Source organism: Serratia sp. A07, assembly GCF_058725505.1.
Genome location: NZ_JBZXDO010000003.1, coordinates 284,819 through 301,976, shown reverse-complemented (window position 1 = coordinate 301,976; position 17,158 = coordinate 284,819). Strand labels below are relative to the sequence as shown.

The 17,158-nt window shown below is 60.1% G+C and carries 18 protein-coding genes and 1 riboswitch; of the genes, 16 read left to right on the top strand and 2 right to left on the bottom strand.

Features of this window, described 5'->3' with window-relative positions; genetic code table 11:
• The first annotated feature begins 131 nt into the window (after window positions 1-131).
• From leuS to lipA, 13 genes are all read left to right on the top strand, one after another.
• Window positions 132-2,714, top strand: coding sequence for a leucine--tRNA ligase (gene leuS / locus AC4PR2_RS05160; protein ID WP_337046404.1), 2,583 nt, complete (start codon window positions 132-134; stop codon window positions 2,712-2,714).
• 14 nt (window positions 2,715-2,728) lie between these two features.
• On the top strand, window positions 2,729-3,289 hold the full coding sequence (lptE, locus tag AC4PR2_RS05155; RefSeq protein WP_060423573.1) for an LPS assembly lipoprotein LptE: 561 nt from the start codon (window positions 2,729-2,731) through the stop codon (window positions 3,287-3,289).
• Window positions 3,286-4,320, top strand: a complete 1,035-nt coding sequence (holA, locus tag AC4PR2_RS05150) for a DNA polymerase III subunit delta (protein WP_055316089.1) — start codon at window positions 3,286-3,288, stop codon at window positions 4,318-4,320. The genes lptE and holA overlap by 4 nt, the downstream gene beginning before the upstream one ends.
• Window positions 4,310-4,972 (top strand): nicotinate-nucleotide adenylyltransferase, encoded by a 663-nt coding sequence (gene nadD / locus AC4PR2_RS05145; protein WP_015376938.1) that lies wholly within the window; start codon window positions 4,310-4,312, stop codon window positions 4,970-4,972. Before holA ends, nadD begins: the two co-directional genes overlap by 11 nt.
• A 194-nt stretch (window positions 4,973-5,166) precedes the next feature.
• On the top strand, window positions 5,167-5,484 hold the full coding sequence (rsfS, locus tag AC4PR2_RS05140) for a ribosome silencing factor (RefSeq protein WP_016928774.1): 318 nt from the start codon (window positions 5,167-5,169) through the stop codon (window positions 5,482-5,484).
• A 3-nt stretch (window positions 5,485-5,487) separates the two neighbouring features.
• A complete protein-coding gene (rlmH, locus tag AC4PR2_RS05135) occupies window positions 5,488-5,958 on the top strand; it encodes a 23S rRNA (pseudouridine(1915)-N(3))-methyltransferase RlmH (protein ID WP_004940002.1) in 471 nt (156 codons plus the stop codon).
• Between the two features lie 38 nt (window positions 5,959-5,996).
• Window positions 5,997-7,892 (top strand): peptidoglycan DD-transpeptidase MrdA, encoded by a 1,896-nt coding sequence (gene mrdA / locus AC4PR2_RS05130; RefSeq protein ID WP_038877446.1) that lies wholly within the window; start codon window positions 5,997-5,999, stop codon window positions 7,890-7,892.
• Window positions 7,893-7,900: 8 nt separating this feature from the next.
• Entirely contained in the window at window positions 7,901-9,013 is a 1,113-nt protein-coding gene (gene mrdB, locus AC4PR2_RS05125) for a peptidoglycan glycosyltransferase MrdB (protein WP_044031770.1), read from the top strand.
• A 10-nt stretch (window positions 9,014-9,023) separates the two neighbouring features.
• Window positions 9,024-10,109 carry an endolytic peptidoglycan transglycosylase RlpA gene (gene rlpA, locus AC4PR2_RS05120; RefSeq protein ID WP_337046403.1) on the top strand — a complete coding sequence of 362 codons (1,086 nt, stop codon included), beginning with the start codon at window positions 9,024-9,026 and terminating at the stop codon, window positions 10,107-10,109.
• Window positions 10,110-10,289: 180 nt separating this feature from the next.
• Window positions 10,290-11,501, top strand: a complete 1,212-nt coding sequence (dacA, locus tag AC4PR2_RS05115) for a D-alanyl-D-alanine carboxypeptidase DacA (protein WP_004940010.1) — start codon at window positions 10,290-10,292, stop codon at window positions 11,499-11,501.
• Window positions 11,502-11,605: 104 nt separating this feature from the next.
• The gene (ybeD, locus tag AC4PR2_RS05110; protein ID WP_004940012.1) at window positions 11,606-11,872 is read left to right on the top strand and encodes a DUF493 family protein YbeD; all 267 of its coding nucleotides are present in this window, start codon (window positions 11,606-11,608) and stop codon (window positions 11,870-11,872) included.
• A 134-nt stretch (window positions 11,873-12,006) separates the two neighbouring features.
• A complete protein-coding gene (gene lipB, locus AC4PR2_RS05105; RefSeq protein WP_049199992.1) occupies window positions 12,007-12,675 on the top strand; it encodes a lipoyl(octanoyl) transferase LipB in 669 nt (222 codons plus the stop codon).
• The gene (gene lipA, locus AC4PR2_RS05100) at window positions 12,668-13,633 is read left to right on the top strand and encodes a lipoyl synthase (protein WP_025301835.1); all 966 of its coding nucleotides are present in this window, start codon (window positions 12,668-12,670) and stop codon (window positions 13,631-13,633) included. The genes lipB and lipA overlap by 8 nt, the downstream gene beginning before the upstream one ends.
• A 94-nt stretch (window positions 13,634-13,727) precedes the next feature.
• On the opposite strand, the gene tatA is transcribed toward lipA, so the two are convergent.
• Window positions 13,728-13,943 (bottom strand): Sec-independent protein translocase subunit TatA, encoded by a 216-nt coding sequence (gene tatA / locus AC4PR2_RS05095; protein ID WP_060440524.1) that lies wholly within the window; start codon window positions 13,941-13,943, stop codon window positions 13,728-13,730.
• Between the two features lie 218 nt (window positions 13,944-14,161).
• Between tatA and AC4PR2_RS05090 the strand changes: the two genes are divergently transcribed.
• A complete protein-coding gene (locus AC4PR2_RS05090) occupies window positions 14,162-15,229 on the top strand; it encodes a diguanylate cyclase (RefSeq protein WP_060423560.1) in 1,068 nt (355 codons plus the stop codon).
• A 1-nt stretch (window position 15,230) separates the two neighbouring features.
• Here AC4PR2_RS05090 and AC4PR2_RS05085 read toward each other — a convergent pair whose 3' ends face one another.
• On the bottom strand, window positions 15,231-15,659 hold the full coding sequence (locus AC4PR2_RS05085) for a GNAT family N-acetyltransferase (RefSeq protein WP_060440525.1): 429 nt from the start codon (window positions 15,657-15,659) through the stop codon (window positions 15,231-15,233).
• An 82-nt stretch (window positions 15,660-15,741) separates the two neighbouring features.
• Window positions 15,742-15,804: riboswitch (Fluoride riboswitch) on the top strand.
• A 79-nt stretch (window positions 15,805-15,883) separates the two neighbouring features.
• Here AC4PR2_RS05085 and crcB point away from each other — a divergent pair.
• Both crcB and AC4PR2_RS05075 read left to right on the top strand, forming a co-directional pair.
• Window positions 15,884-16,267, top strand: a complete 384-nt coding sequence (gene crcB / locus AC4PR2_RS05080; RefSeq protein WP_004940022.1) for a fluoride efflux transporter CrcB — start codon at window positions 15,884-15,886, stop codon at window positions 16,265-16,267.
• 289 nt (window positions 16,268-16,556) lie between these two features.
• Window positions 16,557-17,153 (top strand): TetR/AcrR family transcriptional regulator, encoded by a 597-nt coding sequence (locus tag AC4PR2_RS05075; protein ID WP_060423553.1) that lies wholly within the window; start codon window positions 16,557-16,559, stop codon window positions 17,151-17,153.
• Window positions 17,154-17,158 lie beyond the last annotated feature (5 nt).

Sequence of the window (17,158 nt, the reverse complement as noted above, 5' to 3'; positions counted from 1 at the left end):
CCGAGTCAGGCGCTTGGAGTTGTTGCCGGGAGGTCTTATCAGCTATGCTATGCGGATCTACGAATACTAAATGTTCATTGCGTTGCCTCTGACCGGGGCAACGGTTTACACCTACAGGACCACCGGCCGCCATGCAAGAGCAATACCGTCCAGAAGACATAGAATCGAACGTACAGCTTCACTGGCAAGAGAAGCAGACTTTCAAAGTTACCGAAGACGACAGCAAGGAAAAGTACTACTGCCTATCCATGCTGCCTTACCCGTCCGGCCGACTGCACATGGGCCACGTTCGTAACTACACTATCGGCGACGTGATCTCGCGCTATCAGCGCATGCTGGGCAAAAACGTACTGCAGCCGATCGGCTGGGATGCGTTCGGCCTGCCGGCGGAAGGCGCGGCGGTGAAAAACAACACCGCACCGGCCCCGTGGACCTACGACAACATCGAATACATGAAGAACCAGCTGAAACTGCTGGGCTTCGGCTACGACTGGGATCGCGAAATCGCCACCTGCCAGCCGGAATACTACCGCTGGGAACAGTGGTTCTTCACCAAGCTGTATGAAAAAGGCCTGGTCTACAAGAAGACCTCGGCGGTGAACTGGTGCCCGCACGATCTGACCGTGCTGGCCAACGAACAGGTTATCGACGGCTGCTGCTGGCGCTGCGACACCAAGGTCGAGCGTAAAGAGATCCCGCAGTGGTTCATCAAAATCACCGCTTACGCCGATCAGCTGCTGAACGATCTGGACACGCTTGAAAGCTGGCCGGAGCAGGTGAAAACCATGCAGCGCAACTGGATTGGCCGCTCCGAAGGCGTGGAAATCACCTTCGACGTGGCGGACAGCAAAGAGAAGCTGACGGTTTACACCACCCGTCCCGACACCTTCATGGGCGCTACCTACGTGGCGGTCGCCGCGGGCCACCCGCTGGCGCAACAGGGCGCGCGCAATAACCCGGCGCTGACCGACTTCATCGACGAATGCCGCAACACCAAAGTTGCCGAAGCCGAAATGGCGACGATGGAGAAGAAAGGCATGCCGACCGGCCTGTTCGTTGTCCACCCGCTGAGCGGCGAGCAGCTGCCGGTGTGGGTCGCCAACTTCGTGCTGATGGAATACGGCACCGGCGCCGTGATGGCGGTACCGGCGCACGACCAGCGCGACTGGGAATTCGCCACCAAATACGATTTGCCGATCAAACCGGTGATCCTGAACCTCGACGGCAGTCGACCTGACGTGAGCGCCGAAGCGATGACCGACAAAGGCGCGCTGTTCAACTCCGGCGAATTCGACGGCCTGGACAACGAAGCGGGCTTCAACGCCATCGCCGACAAACTGGTCGCCAAGGGCGTAGGCCAGCGCAAGGTCAACTACCGTCTGCGCGATTGGGGCGTCTCCCGTCAGCGTTACTGGGGCGCGCCAATCCCGATGGTGACGTTGGAAGACGGCACCGTGATGCCGACGCCGGAAGATCAGCTGCCGGTGATCCTGCCGGAAGACGTGGTCATGGACGGCATCACCAGCCCGATCAAGGCCGATCCTGAGTGGGCGAAGACCACCGTCGACGGCCAGCCGGCGCTGCGTGAAACCGACACCTTCGACACCTTTATGGAGTCTTCCTGGTACTACGCGCGCTACACCTGCCCGCAGTATGATCAGGGTATGCTGGATCCGGCCGCCGCCAACTACTGGCTGCCGGTCGATCAATATATCGGCGGTATCGAACACGCCATCATGCACCTGATGTACTTCCGCTTCTTCCACAAGCTGATGCGCGATGCAGGCCTGGTGGATTCCGACGAGCCGGCCAAGCGCCTGCTGTGTCAGGGCATGGTGCTGGCCGACGCCTTCTACTACACCGGCAACAGCGGCGAGCGCGTCTGGGTATCTCCGGTTGACGCCACCGTCGAGCGCGACGACAAGGGCCGCATCATCAAGGCTACCGATCCGCAAGGCCGTGAACTGGTCTATGCTGGCATGAGCAAAATGTCGAAGTCGAAGAACAACGGCATCGACCCGCAGGAGATGGTGGAAAAATACGGCGCGGACACCGTGCGTCTGTTCATGATGTTCGCTTCACCGGCAGAAATGACGCTGGAGTGGCAGGAATCCGGCGTGGAAGGGGCTAACCGCTTCCTGAAACGCGTGTGGAAACTGGCCTACGATCACGTGGAAAAAGGCGCGGTACAACCGCTGGACGTAGCGGCGCTGACCGAAGATCAGAAAGCGCTGCGCCGCGATCTGCACAAAACCATCGCCAAGGTAACCGACGATATCGGCCGCCGTCAGACCTTCAACACCGCGATCGCCGCCGTGATGGAGCTGATGAACAAACTGGCCCGCGCGCCGCAGGAGAGCGAGCAGGATCGCGCGCTGCTGCAGGAAGCGCTGCTGGCCGTGGTTCGCATGCTGTACCCGTTCACCCCGCACGTGTGCTTCACCCTGTGGCAGGCGCTGGGCGGCGAAAGCGACGTGGACACCGCGCCATGGCCGGTTGCCGACGAACAAGCGATGGTCGAAGACTCCAAGCTGGTGGTGGTGCAGGTGAACGGCAAGGTTCGCGCTAAAATCACCGTATCTGCCGATGCGACCGAAGAGCAGGTGCGCGCGCGCGCTGCCGAAGAGCATCTGGTGGCTAAATATCTGGACGGCGTCACGATTCGCAAAGTGATCTACGTTCCGGGCAAACTGCTTAACCTGGTTGTGGGTTAACACAAGGAGGAGTTGTGCGACAACGTATTCTGACGCTGTTGCTGGGGTTGGCGGTGCTGGTCACCGCCGGCTGCGGTTTTCACCTGCGTGGCACCACGCAGGTGCCGAATGAAATGAAAACGCTGATCCTGGACAGTTCGGATCCTTACGGCCCGTTGACGCGCGCGGTGCGTGAGCAGCTGCGTCTTAACGAAGTGACTATTGTCAGCGATCCGAAACGTAAAGACGTGCCTTCCCTGCGCATCGTCGGCGCAACGGAAAGCCAGGATACCGCTTCTATCTTCCAGGACGGTAAAACCGCCGAGTACCAGCTGGTGCTGACCGTGCAGGCGCAAGTGCTGATCCCGGGCCATGACCTGTATCCGCTGTCGGTGAAAGTGTTCCGTTCCTTCTTCGATAACCCGCTGACCGCGCTGGCCAAGGACTCCGAACAGGATATCATTCGCCAGGAAATGCGTGAGCAGGCGGCGCAACAGCTGGTGCGCAAACTGCTGACCGTGCATGCGGCGGAAGAAGAGAACCGGCAGAAAGCCGCTGCCGCCGGCGAACGAGCGGCAAGCCAAACCGCACAATGATCCGCATTTATCCGGAACAACTTGCCGCGCAGCTCCGAGAGGGGCTGCGCGCTTGTTATTTATTGAGCGGCAATGAACCGCTGTTGCTGCAGGAAAGCCAGGATTTGCTCCGGCAGGCCGCGCAACAGCAGCAGTTCAGTGAGCACTACAGCATTTCCCTTGACGCCCATACCGACTGGGACGCCATCTTCGGCATCTGCCAGGCGATGAGCCTGTTCGCCAGCCGCCAGACGCTGCTGCTGATCTTCCCGGAAAACGGCCCGACGGCGCCGATCGGCGAACAGCTGACCAAACTCGCCACGCTGCTGCACGAGGATATTCTGCTGATCCTGCGCGGCCCGCGCCTCACCAAAGCGCAGGAAAACAGCGCCTGGTTCAAGGCGCTCAGCCCGCACGGTGCCCTCGTCAGTTGCCAGACGCCGGAACAGGCGCAGCTGCCGCGCTGGGTCGCCACGCGCGCCAAGGCGATGAAGCTGGAGCTGGACGACGCCGCCAATCAGCTGTTGTGCTATTGCTACGAAGGCAACCTGCTGGCGCTGTCGCAGGCGCTGGAGCGGCTGTCGCTGCTGCACCCGGACGGCAAGCTCACGCTGCCGCGCGTCGAACAGGCGGTGAACGACGCCGCCCACTTCACGCCGTTCCACTGGCTGGATGCCCTGCTGGCCGGCAAAAGCAAGCGCGCCTGGCATATCTTGCAGCAGCTGCAGCAAGAGGACGTGGAGCCGGTGATCCTGCTGCGCACTCTGCAACGCGAACTGCTGCTGCTGCTGACGCTGCAGCGCCGCATGGCTTCCGCGCCGCTGCGCACGCTGTTCGATCAGCACAAGGTCTGGCAGAATCGCCGCCCGCTGGTGACCCAGGCGTTGCAACGCCTGTCCGGCCCCCAGCTGCAGCAGGCGGTACAGCTGCTGACGCAAATCGAGCTGACCCTCAAGCAGGACTATGGCCAGTCGGTCTGGCCGGAACTGGAAACCCTGTCGATGCTGCTGTGCGGCAAACCCCTGGCCACGAGTTTTAGCGATGCCCACTAATCCGGAACACCCCACCGTTTTGCACGCGCTGTTCGGCGGCACCTTTGACCCGATCCACTACGGCCACCTGCGGCCGGTGGAAGCGTTGGCCGCCGAAGTGGGCCTGAATCGCGTCACGCTGCTGCCTAACCACGTGCCGCCGCACCGCCCGCAGCCGGAGGCCAATGCGCAGCAGCGCCTGAAGATGGTGGAGCTGGCGATCGCCGGCAACCCGCTGTTTGCGGTCGACGATCGCGAACTGCACCGCACTACTCCCTCCTACACCATCGAGACGTTGGAAACGATTCGTAAAGAGCGTGGCGCCGCCCAGCCGCTGGCGTTTATTATTGGCCAGGACTCGCTGCTGACGCTGCATAAGTGGCACCGCTGGCAGGCGCTGTTGGACGTCTGCCATCTGCTGGTGCTGGCGCGCCCGGGCTATAACGATCGCATGGACACGCCGGAGCTGCAGCAGTGGCTGGAACGCCATCGCACCGCCGACCCGGCGCTGCTCAGCCGTCGCCCACACGGCCATATCTATTTGGCCGATACGCCGGAGCTGGAAATTTCCGCCACCGAGATTCGCCAGCGCCGCCATCAGGGCCTCAACTGCGACGACCTGCTGCCACGCCCGGTGCAGCGCTACATCGAGTTGCAGGGTTTATATCGCTAGCGAAAGGTGCGTGATATACTGCGCCGCTATTTTTCAGGTATCCGCTGAAAACCCCGGAAACCTTAGCTGGCCGGGCAGTCACCAGTTAGCTGGCTTTCAGCGGCAGCCTGCCGAAATCATTATCCGGTTACGCCGCGGCGCGCGCATTTTGCCCGCCGCAGCCGACTGAACAGAACACACCCGAGGGGGAACCTTTGCAAGGTAAAGCGCTCCAAGATTTCGTCATCGATAAAATCGATGACCTGAAAGGCCAAGACATTATCGCTCTGGACGTCCAGGGCAAATCCAGCATCACCGATTGCATGATCATCTGCACCGGCACCTCGACTCGCCACGTGATGTCGATCGCCAGCCACGTGGTGCAGGAATCCCGTGCCGCAGGCATGGAGCTGTACGGCATGAAAGGCCAGGAAGCCTCCGACTGGATCGTGGTCGATCTGGGCGAAGTGATCGTGCACGTGATGCAGGAAGAGAGCCGTCGCCTGTACGAGCTGGAAAAACTCTGGAGCTAAGCGGTGAAACTGCAATTGGTGGCGGTCGGCACCAAAATGCCAGACTGGGTGCAAACCGGCTTTATGGATTACCTGCACCGCTTTCCCAAAGATATGCCGTTTGAGCTGACCGAGATCCCGGCGGGCAAACGCGGCAAAAACGCCGACATCAAGCGCATTCTGGACAAAGAAGGCGAACAGATGCTGGCGGCGGTGGGCAAAGGCAACCGCATCGTTACGCTGGATATCCCAGGCACGCCGTGGGAAACGCCGCAGCTGGCGCAGCAGCTTGAGCGCTGGAAGCAGGATGGCCGTAACGTCAGCTTGCTGATCGGCGGCCCGGAAGGGTTGGCGCCCGCCTGCAAAGCCGCTGCCGAGCAGAGCTGGTCACTTTCTCCGTTGACATTGCCGCATCCTTTGGTGCGCGTCCTGGTGGCCGAAAGCCTCTACCGCGCCTGGAGTATTACTACAAATCATCCTTACCACCGGGAATAGCCGGTGGTGACCGTGACAGAGTGAAATACAGCAGCGGGATGAAAATAGAACGTAACCCTTTTCGCGACTATACGGCTGAATCCGCCCTGTTTGTACGCCGCGCCCTGGTGGCGTTCTTGGTCATCCTGGTGCTGTCCGGCATCCTGATCGCCAACCTGTATAATCTGCAAGTGGTCCGCGTCGAGGATTACCGTACCCGCTCCAACGAAAACCGCATCAAGCTGGTGCCTATCGCGCCCAGCCGCGGCATTATCTACGATCGCAACGGCACCCCGCTGGCACTCAACCGCACCATTTATCAGCTGGAGCTGATGCCGGAGAAGGTTGACGATCTCAAAGCCACGCTGCAGGCGCTGCGCACGGTGGTCGACCTGACCGACGACGACATCACCAATTTCGAAAAAGAGCGCAAGCGTTCGCGCCGTTTCGTCTCCATTCCGGTGAAAACCGCGCTGACTGAAGTGCAGGTCGCCCGCTTTGCGGTCAATCAGTTCCGCTTCCCCGGCGTGGAAGTGAAAGGCTACCAGCGCCGCTACTACCCTTACGGTTCCGCCCTCACCCACGTCACCGGCTACGTCTCGAAGATCAACGACCGCGACGTCGAACGCCTGGACAAAGACGGCAAGCTGGCCAACTACGCCGCGACCCACGACATTGGCAAGCTGGGCATCGAACGCTATTACGAAGACACGCTGCACGGCAAAACCGGCTACGAAGAGGTCGAGGTCAACAACCGCGGCCGGGTGATCCGCCAATTGCACGAGCAGCCGCCTTCCGCCGGTCAGGACGTCTACCTGACGCTCGATCTCAACCTGCAGCGCTATATCGAGCAGCTGCTGGTAGGCAGCCGCGCCGCGGTGGTGGTGAGCGATCCGCGCACCGGCGCCATTCTGGCGATGGTGTCCAACCCGAGCTACGATCCGAACCTGTTCGTGGACGGCATTTCCAGCAAGGACTATCAGGGGCTGCTGAACGATCCGAATCGCCCACTGATCAATCGCGCCACACAGGGGGTTTACCCGCCCGCGTCGACGGTGAAGCCTTACATCGCGGTGTCGGCGCTCAGCGCCGGGGTGATCACCAAGAACACCGTGGTGTTCGATCCCGGCTGGTGGCAACTGCCCGGCTCGGAAAAACGCTTCCGCGACTGGAAAAAATGGGGCCACGGCCGGCTGAACGTCACCAAAGCGCTGGAAGAGTCCGCAGATACCTATTTCTATCAGGTCGCCTATGACATGGGGATCGACCGGCTGTCGACCTGGCTGACCAAATTCGGTTACGGCCAGTACACCGGCATCGATCTGTCCGAAGAGCGCTCCGGCCTGATGCCGACGCGCGAATGGAAGCTGAAGCGCTATAAAAAGCCGTGGTATCAGGGCGACACCATTCCGGTGGGCATCGGCCAGGGTTACTGGACCGCCACGCCGATCCAGATGGCCAAGGCGCTGAACACCCTGATCAACGACGGCACCGTCAAAACGCCGCACCTGCTGCAGAGCACCCGCGTCAACGGCGCGCTGGTGCCGTTCAAACAGGAAGAAGACACGCAGATCGGCGATATTCACTCCGGCTTCTGGGAAATCGCCAAAGACGGCATGTACGGGGTGGCCAACCGTCCGAACGGGACGGCGCGCAAATACTTTGCGGACGCCCCTTACAAAGCCGCGGCGAAATCGGGTACCGCACAGGTATTCGGCTACGAAACTTACAACGCCCATAAACTGGCGGAGCACCTGCGCGATCACAAGCTGATGACCGCCTTCGCGCCGTTCAACAATCCGACGGTGTCGGTCGCCATCATTCTGGAAAACGGCGGCTCCGGTCCGGCGGTGGGCACCATCACCCGCCAGATCCTCGACCATATTCTGCTGGGCGACAACAATACGCAATTGCCAAGCGAAGCCCCGCTGCCGCCTGGCGTAGAAGGTGACTAAGGTAGAACATGACTGAAAGCCAACAAAAAGGCTCGATCTGGACCAAAATCCACATCGACCCGACGTTCCTGCTGCTGATCCTGGCCCTGCTGGTCTACAGCGCCTTCGTGATGTGGAGCGCCAGCGGCCAGGACATCGGCATGATGGAGCGCAAGATCGGGCAGATCGTCATGGGGCTGATCGTGATGGCCGTCATGGCGCAAATCCCGCCGCGCGTATACGAAAGCTGGGCGCCCTATCTGTATATCTTCTGCGTGATTTTGCTGATCCTGGTGGACGCCTTCGGGCAGATCAGTAAAGGCGCGCAGCGCTGGCTGGATCTCGGCGTGGTGCGCTTCCAGCCGTCGGAAATCGCCAAGATCGCCGTGCCGCTGATGGTAGCGCGCTTTATGAACCGCGACGTCTGCCCGCCTTCGCTGAAAAACACCGCCATCGCCCTGGTGCTGATCTTCCTGCCGACGCTGCTGGTGGCCGCGCAGCCGGATCTGGGCACCTCGATCCTGATCGCAGCCTCCGGCCTGTTCGTGCTGTTCCTGTCGGGCATGAGCTGGAAATTGATCGCCGTCGCCGCCGTCGCGCTGGCGGCCTTTATCCCGGTGCTGTGGTTCTTCCTGATGCACGGTTATCAACGCGACCGCGTGATGATGCTGCTCGATCCGGAAAGCGACCCGCTCGGCGCCGGCTACCATATCATTCAATCCAAGATTGCCATCGGCTCCGGCGGCCTGTCCGGCAAGGGCTGGCTGCACGGCACCCAGTCGCAGCTGGAGTTCCTGCCGGAGCGCCATACCGACTTTATCTTCGCCGTGTTGGCCGAAGAGCTGGGGCTGATCGGGGTGTTGGTGCTGCTGACGCTTTACCTGCTGGTGATCATTCGCGGGCTGATGATCGCCGCCAAGGCGCAAACCACCTTCGGCCGCGTGATGGTCGGCGGCTTGATGCTGATTTTGTTCGTTTATGTCTTTGTTAACATCGGTATGGTCAGTGGCATTTTGCCGGTAGTTGGCGTACCTTTGCCTCTGGTCAGTTACGGGGGTTCGGCGCTGATAGTGTTGATGGCCGGTTTCGGCATCATCATGTCGATCCACACGCATCGGAAAATGCTGTCTAAAAGTTTATAAGAGGTGAGTAATGCGTAAGGAATGGCTTTGGATCGGCGTCGCGGCGGTGTTGCTCTCCGCCTGTACCGCCCCGACCACGGAACAGCAGGCGCCACAGCAGCCGTACAACGGCCCGGTGGTGGAAATCGGTGGCGTCGAGCCTCAATATGAACCCTATAACCCTAATAACATGCAGGATTATAAGGTTAATGGCGATACTTACCGCATCGTAAAAGATCCGCAGAACTTCTCGCAGACCGGCCTGGCGGCCTGGTATGGCGAAGAAGCCAACGGCAACACCACCGCGCTGGGCGAGCAGTTCGATCCGAACGGCCTGACCGCGGCGCACCCGACCTTGCCGATCCCTAGCTATGTACGTGTCACCAACCTGGCCAACGGCCGTCAGTTGGTGGTGCGCGTCAACGATCGCGGGCCTTACACCAAGGGCCGCATCATCGATCTGTCGAAAGCCGCCGCCGATCGCCTCAACCTGTCCAACAACACCAAGGTCAAAGTCGATTTCATCAACGTGGCGCCGGACGGTACGCTGAGCGGCCCGGGCACCATCGGCACCATCGTGGCGAAACAGAGCTACGCCCTGCCGGCACGCCCGGATCTCGGCTCCAGCGGCATGGGCACCCCGATCCAACAGGACGTGCCGGTCGCCAGCGGCGCGGCGGTGCGCCCGATCGATAACAGTACCCTGCGCACTGACGACAACAACGCGCCAGCCGCCGGCGGCAACGCAACCGGCGGCCGCAGCGGTTTCCTCGGCGCGCCAAGCGCCGTACCGGCCGGCGTGCTGGAAGGATCAGAACCTGAAGCCACCGCCGTGGCCGCGCCGGTCGCGGCCGGCGCCGCGGCTGCCGGCATGGCTGCCGCGTCTTCCTCCGGCGGCTACGTGGTGCAGGTCGGTGCGCTGAGCAGCGCCGAGCGCGCCCAGAGCTGGCAGCAAAGCCTGAGCCAGCAGTTTGGCGTGCCGGGCAAAGTGGCGGCTAACGGCAACGTTTATCGCGTCCAGCTCGGCCCGTTCAGCAGCCGTCAGCAGGCGGCCCAGCTGCAGCAACGCCTGGCCAGCGAAGCGCAACAACAGTCTTTCGTTACTGCTGCACCCTAAGCGTTAAGCCCGGCGGGCATTCGCGGCTGATAAGCGGTTATTTAGCTGAAACATTTTCTTGCAGCTAAAAGTTCTCTAACCGCAATTAGTCAGATGAATGGGTAATGCCTGCCGGTATCGCATCTGCTATAGTGTGGCTCGTTTTTTAACTTTACTTTCACGGATGTTGTAGTCCCGATCATGAAACAAGTAACTTCTTTTCGCTTAATCAAAAGCATCGCACTCGGCACCGTTATCGCAATGAGCGCAGCCTCCGTTGCACATGCCGATGACGTTAACATCAAAACCATGATCCCAGGTGTCCCGCAGATCGATGCGGAAGCGTACATCCTGATTGATTACAACTCCGGCAAGGTGCTGGCTGAGATGAACGCCGACGCGCGTCGCGATCCGGCCAGTCTGACCAAAATGATGACCAGCTACGTCATCGGCCAGGCGCTGAAAGCGGGCAAAATCGGCCAGGACGATCTGGTGACCGTCGGTCAGGACGCTTGGGCGACCGGCAACCCGGTGTTCAAAGGCTCCTCGCTGATGTTCCTGAAGCCGGGCGATCGCGTGCCGGTCTCCAAACTGACCCGCGGCATCAACCTGCAATCCGGTAACGACGCCTGCGTGGCGATGGCCGACTACGTCGCCGGCAGCCAGGACGCGTTCGTTAACCTGATGAACACCTACGTCAGCAAGCTGGGCCTGCAGAACACCCACTTCCAGACGGTACACGGCCTGGATGCCCAGGGCCAGTACAGCTCGGCGCGCGACATGGCGTTGATCGGCCAGGCGCTGATCCGCGACGTGCCGGAAGAGTACGCGATTTACAAAGAAAAAGAGTTCACCTTCAACAATATCCGCCAGATGAACCGTAACGGTCTGCTGTGGGATAACAGCCTGAACGTCGACGGCATCAAAACCGGCCACACCGACGCGGCGGGTTACAACCTGGTGGCTTCGGCGACCGAAGGCCAGATGCGTCTGATCTCCGCCGTGATGGGCGGCCGCACTTACAAAGGCCGCGAAGCCGAGAGCAAGAAACTGCTGACCTGGGGCTTCCGCTTCTTCGAAACCGTAGCGCCGCTGAAGGTCGGTAAAGAGTTCGCCTCCGAGCCGGTCTGGTTCGGCGATGCCGACCGCGTTGAGCTGGGCGTGGACAAAGACGTCTACCTAACCATCCCGCGCGGCCGCATGAAAGATCTGAAGGCCAGTTACGTGCTGAACACCCCTGAAATTCACGCGCCGCTGGCGAAAAACCAGGTGGTCGGCAGCATCAACTTCCAGCTGGACGGCAAAACCATCGACCAGCGTCCGCTGGTGGTGATGAACGAAGTGAAAGAAGGCGGTTTCTTCAGCCGCATCGTGGACTACATCAAACTGATGTTCCACCACTGGTTCGGTTAACGGTTGAATCGGGCGAAATTGCCCCCATATACTGAATAACATTAACTCCCGCCCCGGCGGGAGTTATAATTTATAGATTAGCTAGCACTCTGGAGCGCACGCACATGCAAAAAACTAAACTGAACGAACTGCTCGAATTCCCTTGCTCGTTTACCTACAAGGTGATGGGCCTGGCGCAGCCTGAGCTGGTTGACCAGGTAGTTGAAGTGGTGCAGCGCCATGCACCGGGCGATTACAACCCGCAGGTTAAGCCAAGCAGCAAAGGCAACTACCACTCCGTTTCCATCACCATTAACGCCACTCACATTGAGCAGGTCGAAACCCTGTACGAAGAGTTGGGCAACATTGAAATTGTTCGCATGGTGCTGTAATTCCAGCATATACCCCTGCTTATCAACCCGGGATGGCGCAGCGTCTTCCCGGGTTGCGCATTTTTGGTCAGCGAAAGGCTGGTCGCAGGCCGGAGCGCCCGGTATAATGGCTTTACCACTTCTGTAACCTGACGATGACTCTTTTGCAACCAGACAAGATCATTTTGCGTCAGCTGGGGTTGCAGCCCTACGCGCCTGTATCCCAAGCCATGCATAACTTCACCGACAGTCGTACCGAGACTACGCCGGACGAACTGTGGCTGGTGCAGCATCACCCGGTCTTCACCCAGGGCCAGGCCGGCAAAGCCGAACACGTGCTGATGCCCGGCGATATCCCGGTGGTCCAGAGCGATCGCGGCGGCCAGGTGACCTACCACGGGCCGGGCCAGCAGGTGATGTACGTGATGGTCGATCTGAAACGCAACAAGGTCGGCGTACGCCAATTGGTTACGGCGATAGAAGATACGGTTATCAACACCCTTGCCCACTTCCGCCTCGAATCGCGCGCCCGTCCCGATGCGCCTGGCGTGTACGTGGGGGAGCAGAAAATCTGTTCGTTGGGTTTGCGGATCCGCAAAGGCAGCTCATTCCACGGCCTGGCCCTGAATGTGGCGATGGATCTCAGCCCCTTCCAACGCATCAACCCTTGCGGTTACGCCGGCATGCAAATGACGCAGGTCAGCGCGCTGGCGCCCGGCGTTGGCATTGAAGACATACACCCAATCCTGGTACAGGAATTTGTTCATTTACTCGGCTACCAGACGGTCGAGCTTCGTAACTGGAACCTGCACGATTATGAGTAAACCAATTCAGATGGAACGCGGCGTCAAATACCGCGATGCTGACAAAATGGCGCTGATCCCGGTCAAAACGGTGGTCACCGAACGGCAGGAGCTGTTGCGTAAACCCGAGTGGATGAAGATCAAACTGCCTGCCGACTCAACGCGCATTCAGGGCATCAAAGCCGCCATGCGTAAAAACGGCCTGCACTCCGTCTGTGAGGAAGCCTCGTGCCCTAACCTGTCCGAGTGTTTCAACCACGGCACCGCCACCTTTATGATCCTCGGCGCCATCTGCACTCGTCGCTGCCCGTTCTGCGACGTGGCCCACGGCCGCCCGATCGCGCCGGACGCCAACGAACCGGAAAAGCTGGCGCAAACCATCGCCGACATGGCGCTGCGCTACGTGGTGATCACCTCGGTTGACCGCGACGATCTGCGCGACGGCGGTGCTCAGCACTTTGCCGACTGCATTTCGGCCATCCGCGCCAAGAGCCCGAACATCAAAATTGAAACGCTGGTGCCGGACTTCCGCGGCCGTATGGACCGCGCGCTGGAAATCCTCACCGCCACGCCGCCGGACGTGTTCAACCACAACCTGGAAAACGTGCCGCGCGTTTATCGCCAGGTGCGCCCGGGCGCCAACTACGAGTGGTCGCTGAAGCTGCTGGAGCGCTTTAAAGAAGCGCACCCGGATATCCCGACCAAATCCGGCCTGATGGTCGGCCTGGGCGAAACCAACGCGGAAATCGTCGAAGTGATGCGCGATCTGCGCCGCCACGGCGTGACCATGCTGACGCTGGGCCAATACCTGCAGCCAAGCCGTCACCACCTGCCGGTGCAGCGCTACGTCAGTCCGGCCGAGTTCGACGAGATGAAAGAAGAAGCGATGGCGATGGGCTTCACCCACGCCGCCTGCGGCCCGTTCGTGCGTTCGTCTTACCACGCCGATCTGCAGGCCAAAGGGATGGAAGTGAAATAACGCGTAATAGTTTGTTACGCTAAAGACGGCGGAAACGCCAAAAAACGGATGTCCGCAAGGCATCCGTTTTTTTATTGCGCGCCGTCAGACGGAATTAAACGTCTTTCTTTTCGACGCTCTGCTGAGCGGACTGGCTCTCGGCGGTGTTGTTGCCGGCGGCCGGCGGCGTGCTGTCGTCGCCCACGGCTTTTTTAAAGCCTTTCAGCGCCGCGCCGAGATCGGCGCCGAGCGTACGCAGTTTGCTGGTGCCGAACAGTAAAATCACCAACACCGCAATCACCAGAAGTTTGGTAATGCTGATACCTTCCATACTCACCTTCTTATCATAGAGCGCTGCGTGAACAGCGAGAAAAACTGACCTTGCCTGCGAATATTTAGCGACTTTCCCCCCGCTCACACAACCGCAACATGTAACAGAGTGAGATCCGTCGCAGGAATGCCACGCCGCCTCACGACGTGAATCCCAGACTATTCTTAGTTTATCACCCGCATGATACGCTGCCGTGATACTTATCAGGGAGATGCCGGATGTATATTGCCCCACCCATTTTCGATGCCCGAAAATCCGGCCTCAGCTTCGCCAAACGCACCTATCTGCCCCGCGTCGCCGGTCTGGGGCTCGGCTTTATCTGCGTTTGCGCCGCACTCTATCCCTTGGCTCCGCCCACGGCGGTCTGGCTATTGCTGGCCTTTCACGGTTTTCTCTGGCCGCATCTCGCCTACCGCCTGGCCTGCCGCGCCAAAGATCCGTTCAAAGCCGAGATCCGCAACCTGCTGATCGACTCCGCCTTCGGCGGTTTCTGGGCGGCGATGATGGCGTTCAACGCGCTGCCGGCGATCGTCATCCTGTCGATGATGAGCATGAACAACATCGCTTCGGCCGGTAAGGCACTGTTTGTCAAAGGGTTGGCGATTCAATTGGCCGCGGCGGCGCTGACCGGCGCGCTGCTCGGTTTCCCGTTCCACCCGCACAGCACGCCGCTGCAAATCTATCTGTGCCTGCCGATGATCTACCTTTACCCGACGCTGCTCGGCCTGGTGACCTACCGCACCGCCAAACGGCTGGCGGAAAAAAAACAGGAGCTGCAACGCATCAGCACCCGCGATGGGCTGACCGGCTTGTACAACCGCCGCCATTGGGAGCATCTGCTGCATCGTCAGTTCGACAGTTGCCGCCGCTACCAGGACAACGCCACGCTGATCCTGATGGATATCGATCGTTTCAAAACCATCAACGATACTTTCGGCCATGCGCTGGGGGATGAGGCCCTGGCGGCGCTGGCGGAAGAGCTGCTGATTGGCTTGCGCAACGTGGATATCGTCGGGCGCTACGGCGGCGACGAGTTTGGCGCGGTGCTGCCGAACACCAGCGCCGAACAGGCGGAAACCGTCCTGCGGCGCATCCAGCAGCGGTTGGATGCCGTTATCTTCAAAGAGGCGCCACAGCTGCGGCTGCAGATCAGCGCCGGTATCGCCAACTACCACCCCGCGCTGGGCGGTTATCTGGACTGGCTGAAAGCGGCCGACGGCGCGCTTTACCGGGCGAAGCAAAATGGCCGCAACCGCCTGGAAACGGCGGTGCCGACGGGCGACTAACTTACTGGTTTAATAACTTGGCAAAATACTTCGGCGCTTCGACAAAGCCTTCTCGCCGGTAAAACGCATGCGCCCGCTCGCGGCGGCTGTGGCAATGGACTTCAAGCCGATCGCAGCCGCGACGGCGCGCCAGCGCCTCGCCCTCTGCCAACAGCCGCCGCCCTACGCCCGCGCCGCGCGCTCGGTCGTCGACGCAAAAATAACTGATGCGGCCAATGTCGCCGGCCAACGCCAGCTGCGGCAGAAAATGCAGCGACAGCACGCCCAGCACCCGCTCGCCCTCCAGGGCCACCAGCAGCGCCTCGTCCGGATGCGCCAGCAGCTGGCGCATTCGCTGCGTCAGAAACGCCTCGGTGCCGGGATAATCCAACGCCGTCATTAATTCGGCGATAGCCTGGCGATCGCTCAGGCGCGCCGTTCTGATTTCCATGGGGTGACCTCGCAGATTGTCGATACTACAAAATAGGCAGCGTTAGGTGTAACATCCACCGGGTACGGCAAAAAAGGCCGTGCGGCACGCTGGAGATGACATTCCTCCCTAACCGCCTTCACAGGCTGATGATGTCTACGTAACCTCTCGGAGAGAGGCGCGTAGCGTTACGCCTGTCTCTTTCCGAGTCCCGTGAATTTCTCTGATTGAAAGGTAGTTGCCCCATGTTGAGCTCTTTACTGGCCGTATTTATCGGCGGCGGCGTCGGCAGCGTTTTGCGCTGGGCGGTAAGCATGAAAATGAATCCGCTGAACGCCCACATTCCGCTCGGTACGCTGATGGTCAATCTGATCGGCGGTTTTATCATCGGCCTGGCGATGGCGATTTTCACCCGCATGACGCATCTGGACCCCACCTGGAAATTACTGATCACCACCGGGTTCTGCGGCGGCCTGACCACCTTCTCCACCTTTTCGCTGGAGGTGGTGTACCTGATGCAGGATGGCCGCTTCGGCTGGGCGCTGGCCAACATGCTGCTCAACCTGGCCGGCTCGCTGGCGATGACGCTGCTGGCTTTCATGCTGGTGATGTGGGTCAACGGGCGCTAAGCCCTTAATGTTTCCTTAATCTTGCATGCGCATAATCTCATCCAGTACTCCTGACTGGATGAGAAACCGCTATGTTTAGCCTGCCGAAAACCGCCGCCGAAGCGATTGCCGTTGCGCTGTGCGTGCTGATCGTCGCCGCCTTTATCAAATCCTACCTGTTCGCTTAAGCGCCTTTTCCCCACAGCACGCGTTCATCTTGCGCCTTTCCGGCCGATTGCACTACAATTGAGAATGAACGTTCACACCCAAAAATGTGAACCCGGCTCACGTGTAGCAAAGGATCGGGCAAATGCTCCCCCCCAACGACAGTAAACAGGCCAAGGTGCAGGCCCGCCGCGATCAGATCGTCGAAGCGGCGAAAACCAGCTTCCGCCGCCACGGCTTCCACGCCGCCAGCATGGCGGAAATCGCCCAGGGCTCGCAGCTCAGCGTCGGGCAAATCTATCGCTATTTCGCCAATAAAGACGCGATTATCGAGGAAATCGTCAACCGCATCATCGCCAGCAAGATGCAGCGGCTGGAAAATCTTGGCGATCACATCAACCTGATCGCCGGCACGCTGGCGGCGCGCACGCTGTTTCAGCAGCCGGGCGAGAGCGAAACCGATCACATGCTGATGCTTGAAGTGACCGCCGAGGCCACGCGCAACCCGGTGGTGGCCAAAATGCTCAGCGATGCGGAAGCGCGGCTGTTTCGCCACGTGTGCCACAACCTGCAGCGGCTGTATCCCCATTTCAGCGCGGAAGAGATCGCCGCGCGGGTGGAGTTTATCGCCGTCATGAGCGAAGGCACCGGTTACCGCATCCTTACCACGCAAAAAGCCGATGCGTCCCTGCTGCGCGATCTGTATCAGCAGGCCATTTCTCACCTGTTCAGGAAACTCTAATCTCC

Excerpts from the sequence above, each read along its gene's own strand:
- leuS (WP_337046404.1), top strand. The coding sequence starts at position 132 with ATGCAAGAGCAATACCGTCCAGAAGACATAGAATCGAACGTACAGCTT.
- holA (WP_055316089.1), top strand. The coding sequence starts at position 3,286 with ATGATCCGCATTTATCCGGAACAACTTGCCGCGCAGCTCCGAGAGGGG.
- crcB (WP_004940022.1), top strand. The coding sequence starts at position 15,884 with ATGTTGAGCTCTTTACTGGCCGTATTTATCGGCGGCGGCGTCGGCAGC.
- AC4PR2_RS05085 (WP_060440525.1), bottom strand. The coding sequence starts at position 15,659 with ATGGAAATCAGAACGGCGCGCCTGAGCGATCGCCAGGCTATCGCCGAA.
- mrdB (WP_044031770.1), top strand. The coding sequence starts at position 7,901 with ATGACTGAAAGCCAACAAAAAGGCTCGATCTGGACCAAAATCCACATC.
- rlpA (WP_337046403.1), top strand. The coding sequence starts at position 9,024 with ATGCGTAAGGAATGGCTTTGGATCGGCGTCGCGGCGGTGTTGCTCTCC.
- AC4PR2_RS05075 (WP_060423553.1), top strand. The coding sequence starts at position 16,557 with ATGCTCCCCCCCAACGACAGTAAACAGGCCAAGGTGCAGGCCCGCCGC.
- dacA (WP_004940010.1), top strand. The coding sequence starts at position 10,290 with ATGAAACAAGTAACTTCTTTTCGCTTAATCAAAAGCATCGCACTCGGC.
- lipA (WP_025301835.1), top strand. The coding sequence starts at position 12,668 with ATGAGTAAACCAATTCAGATGGAACGCGGCGTCAAATACCGCGATGCT.
- ybeD (WP_004940012.1), top strand. The coding sequence starts at position 11,606 with ATGCAAAAAACTAAACTGAACGAACTGCTCGAATTCCCTTGCTCGTTT.
- tatA (WP_060440524.1), bottom strand. The coding sequence starts at position 13,943 with ATGGAAGGTATCAGCATTACCAAACTTCTGGTGATTGCGGTGTTGGTG.
- mrdA (WP_038877446.1), top strand. The coding sequence starts at position 5,997 with ATGAAAATAGAACGTAACCCTTTTCGCGACTATACGGCTGAATCCGCC.
- nadD (WP_015376938.1), top strand. The coding sequence starts at position 4,310 with ATGCCCACTAATCCGGAACACCCCACCGTTTTGCACGCGCTGTTCGGC.
- AC4PR2_RS05090 (WP_060423560.1), top strand. The coding sequence starts at position 14,162 with ATGTATATTGCCCCACCCATTTTCGATGCCCGAAAATCCGGCCTCAGC.
- lipB (WP_049199992.1), top strand. The coding sequence starts at position 12,007 with ATGACTCTTTTGCAACCAGACAAGATCATTTTGCGTCAGCTGGGGTTG.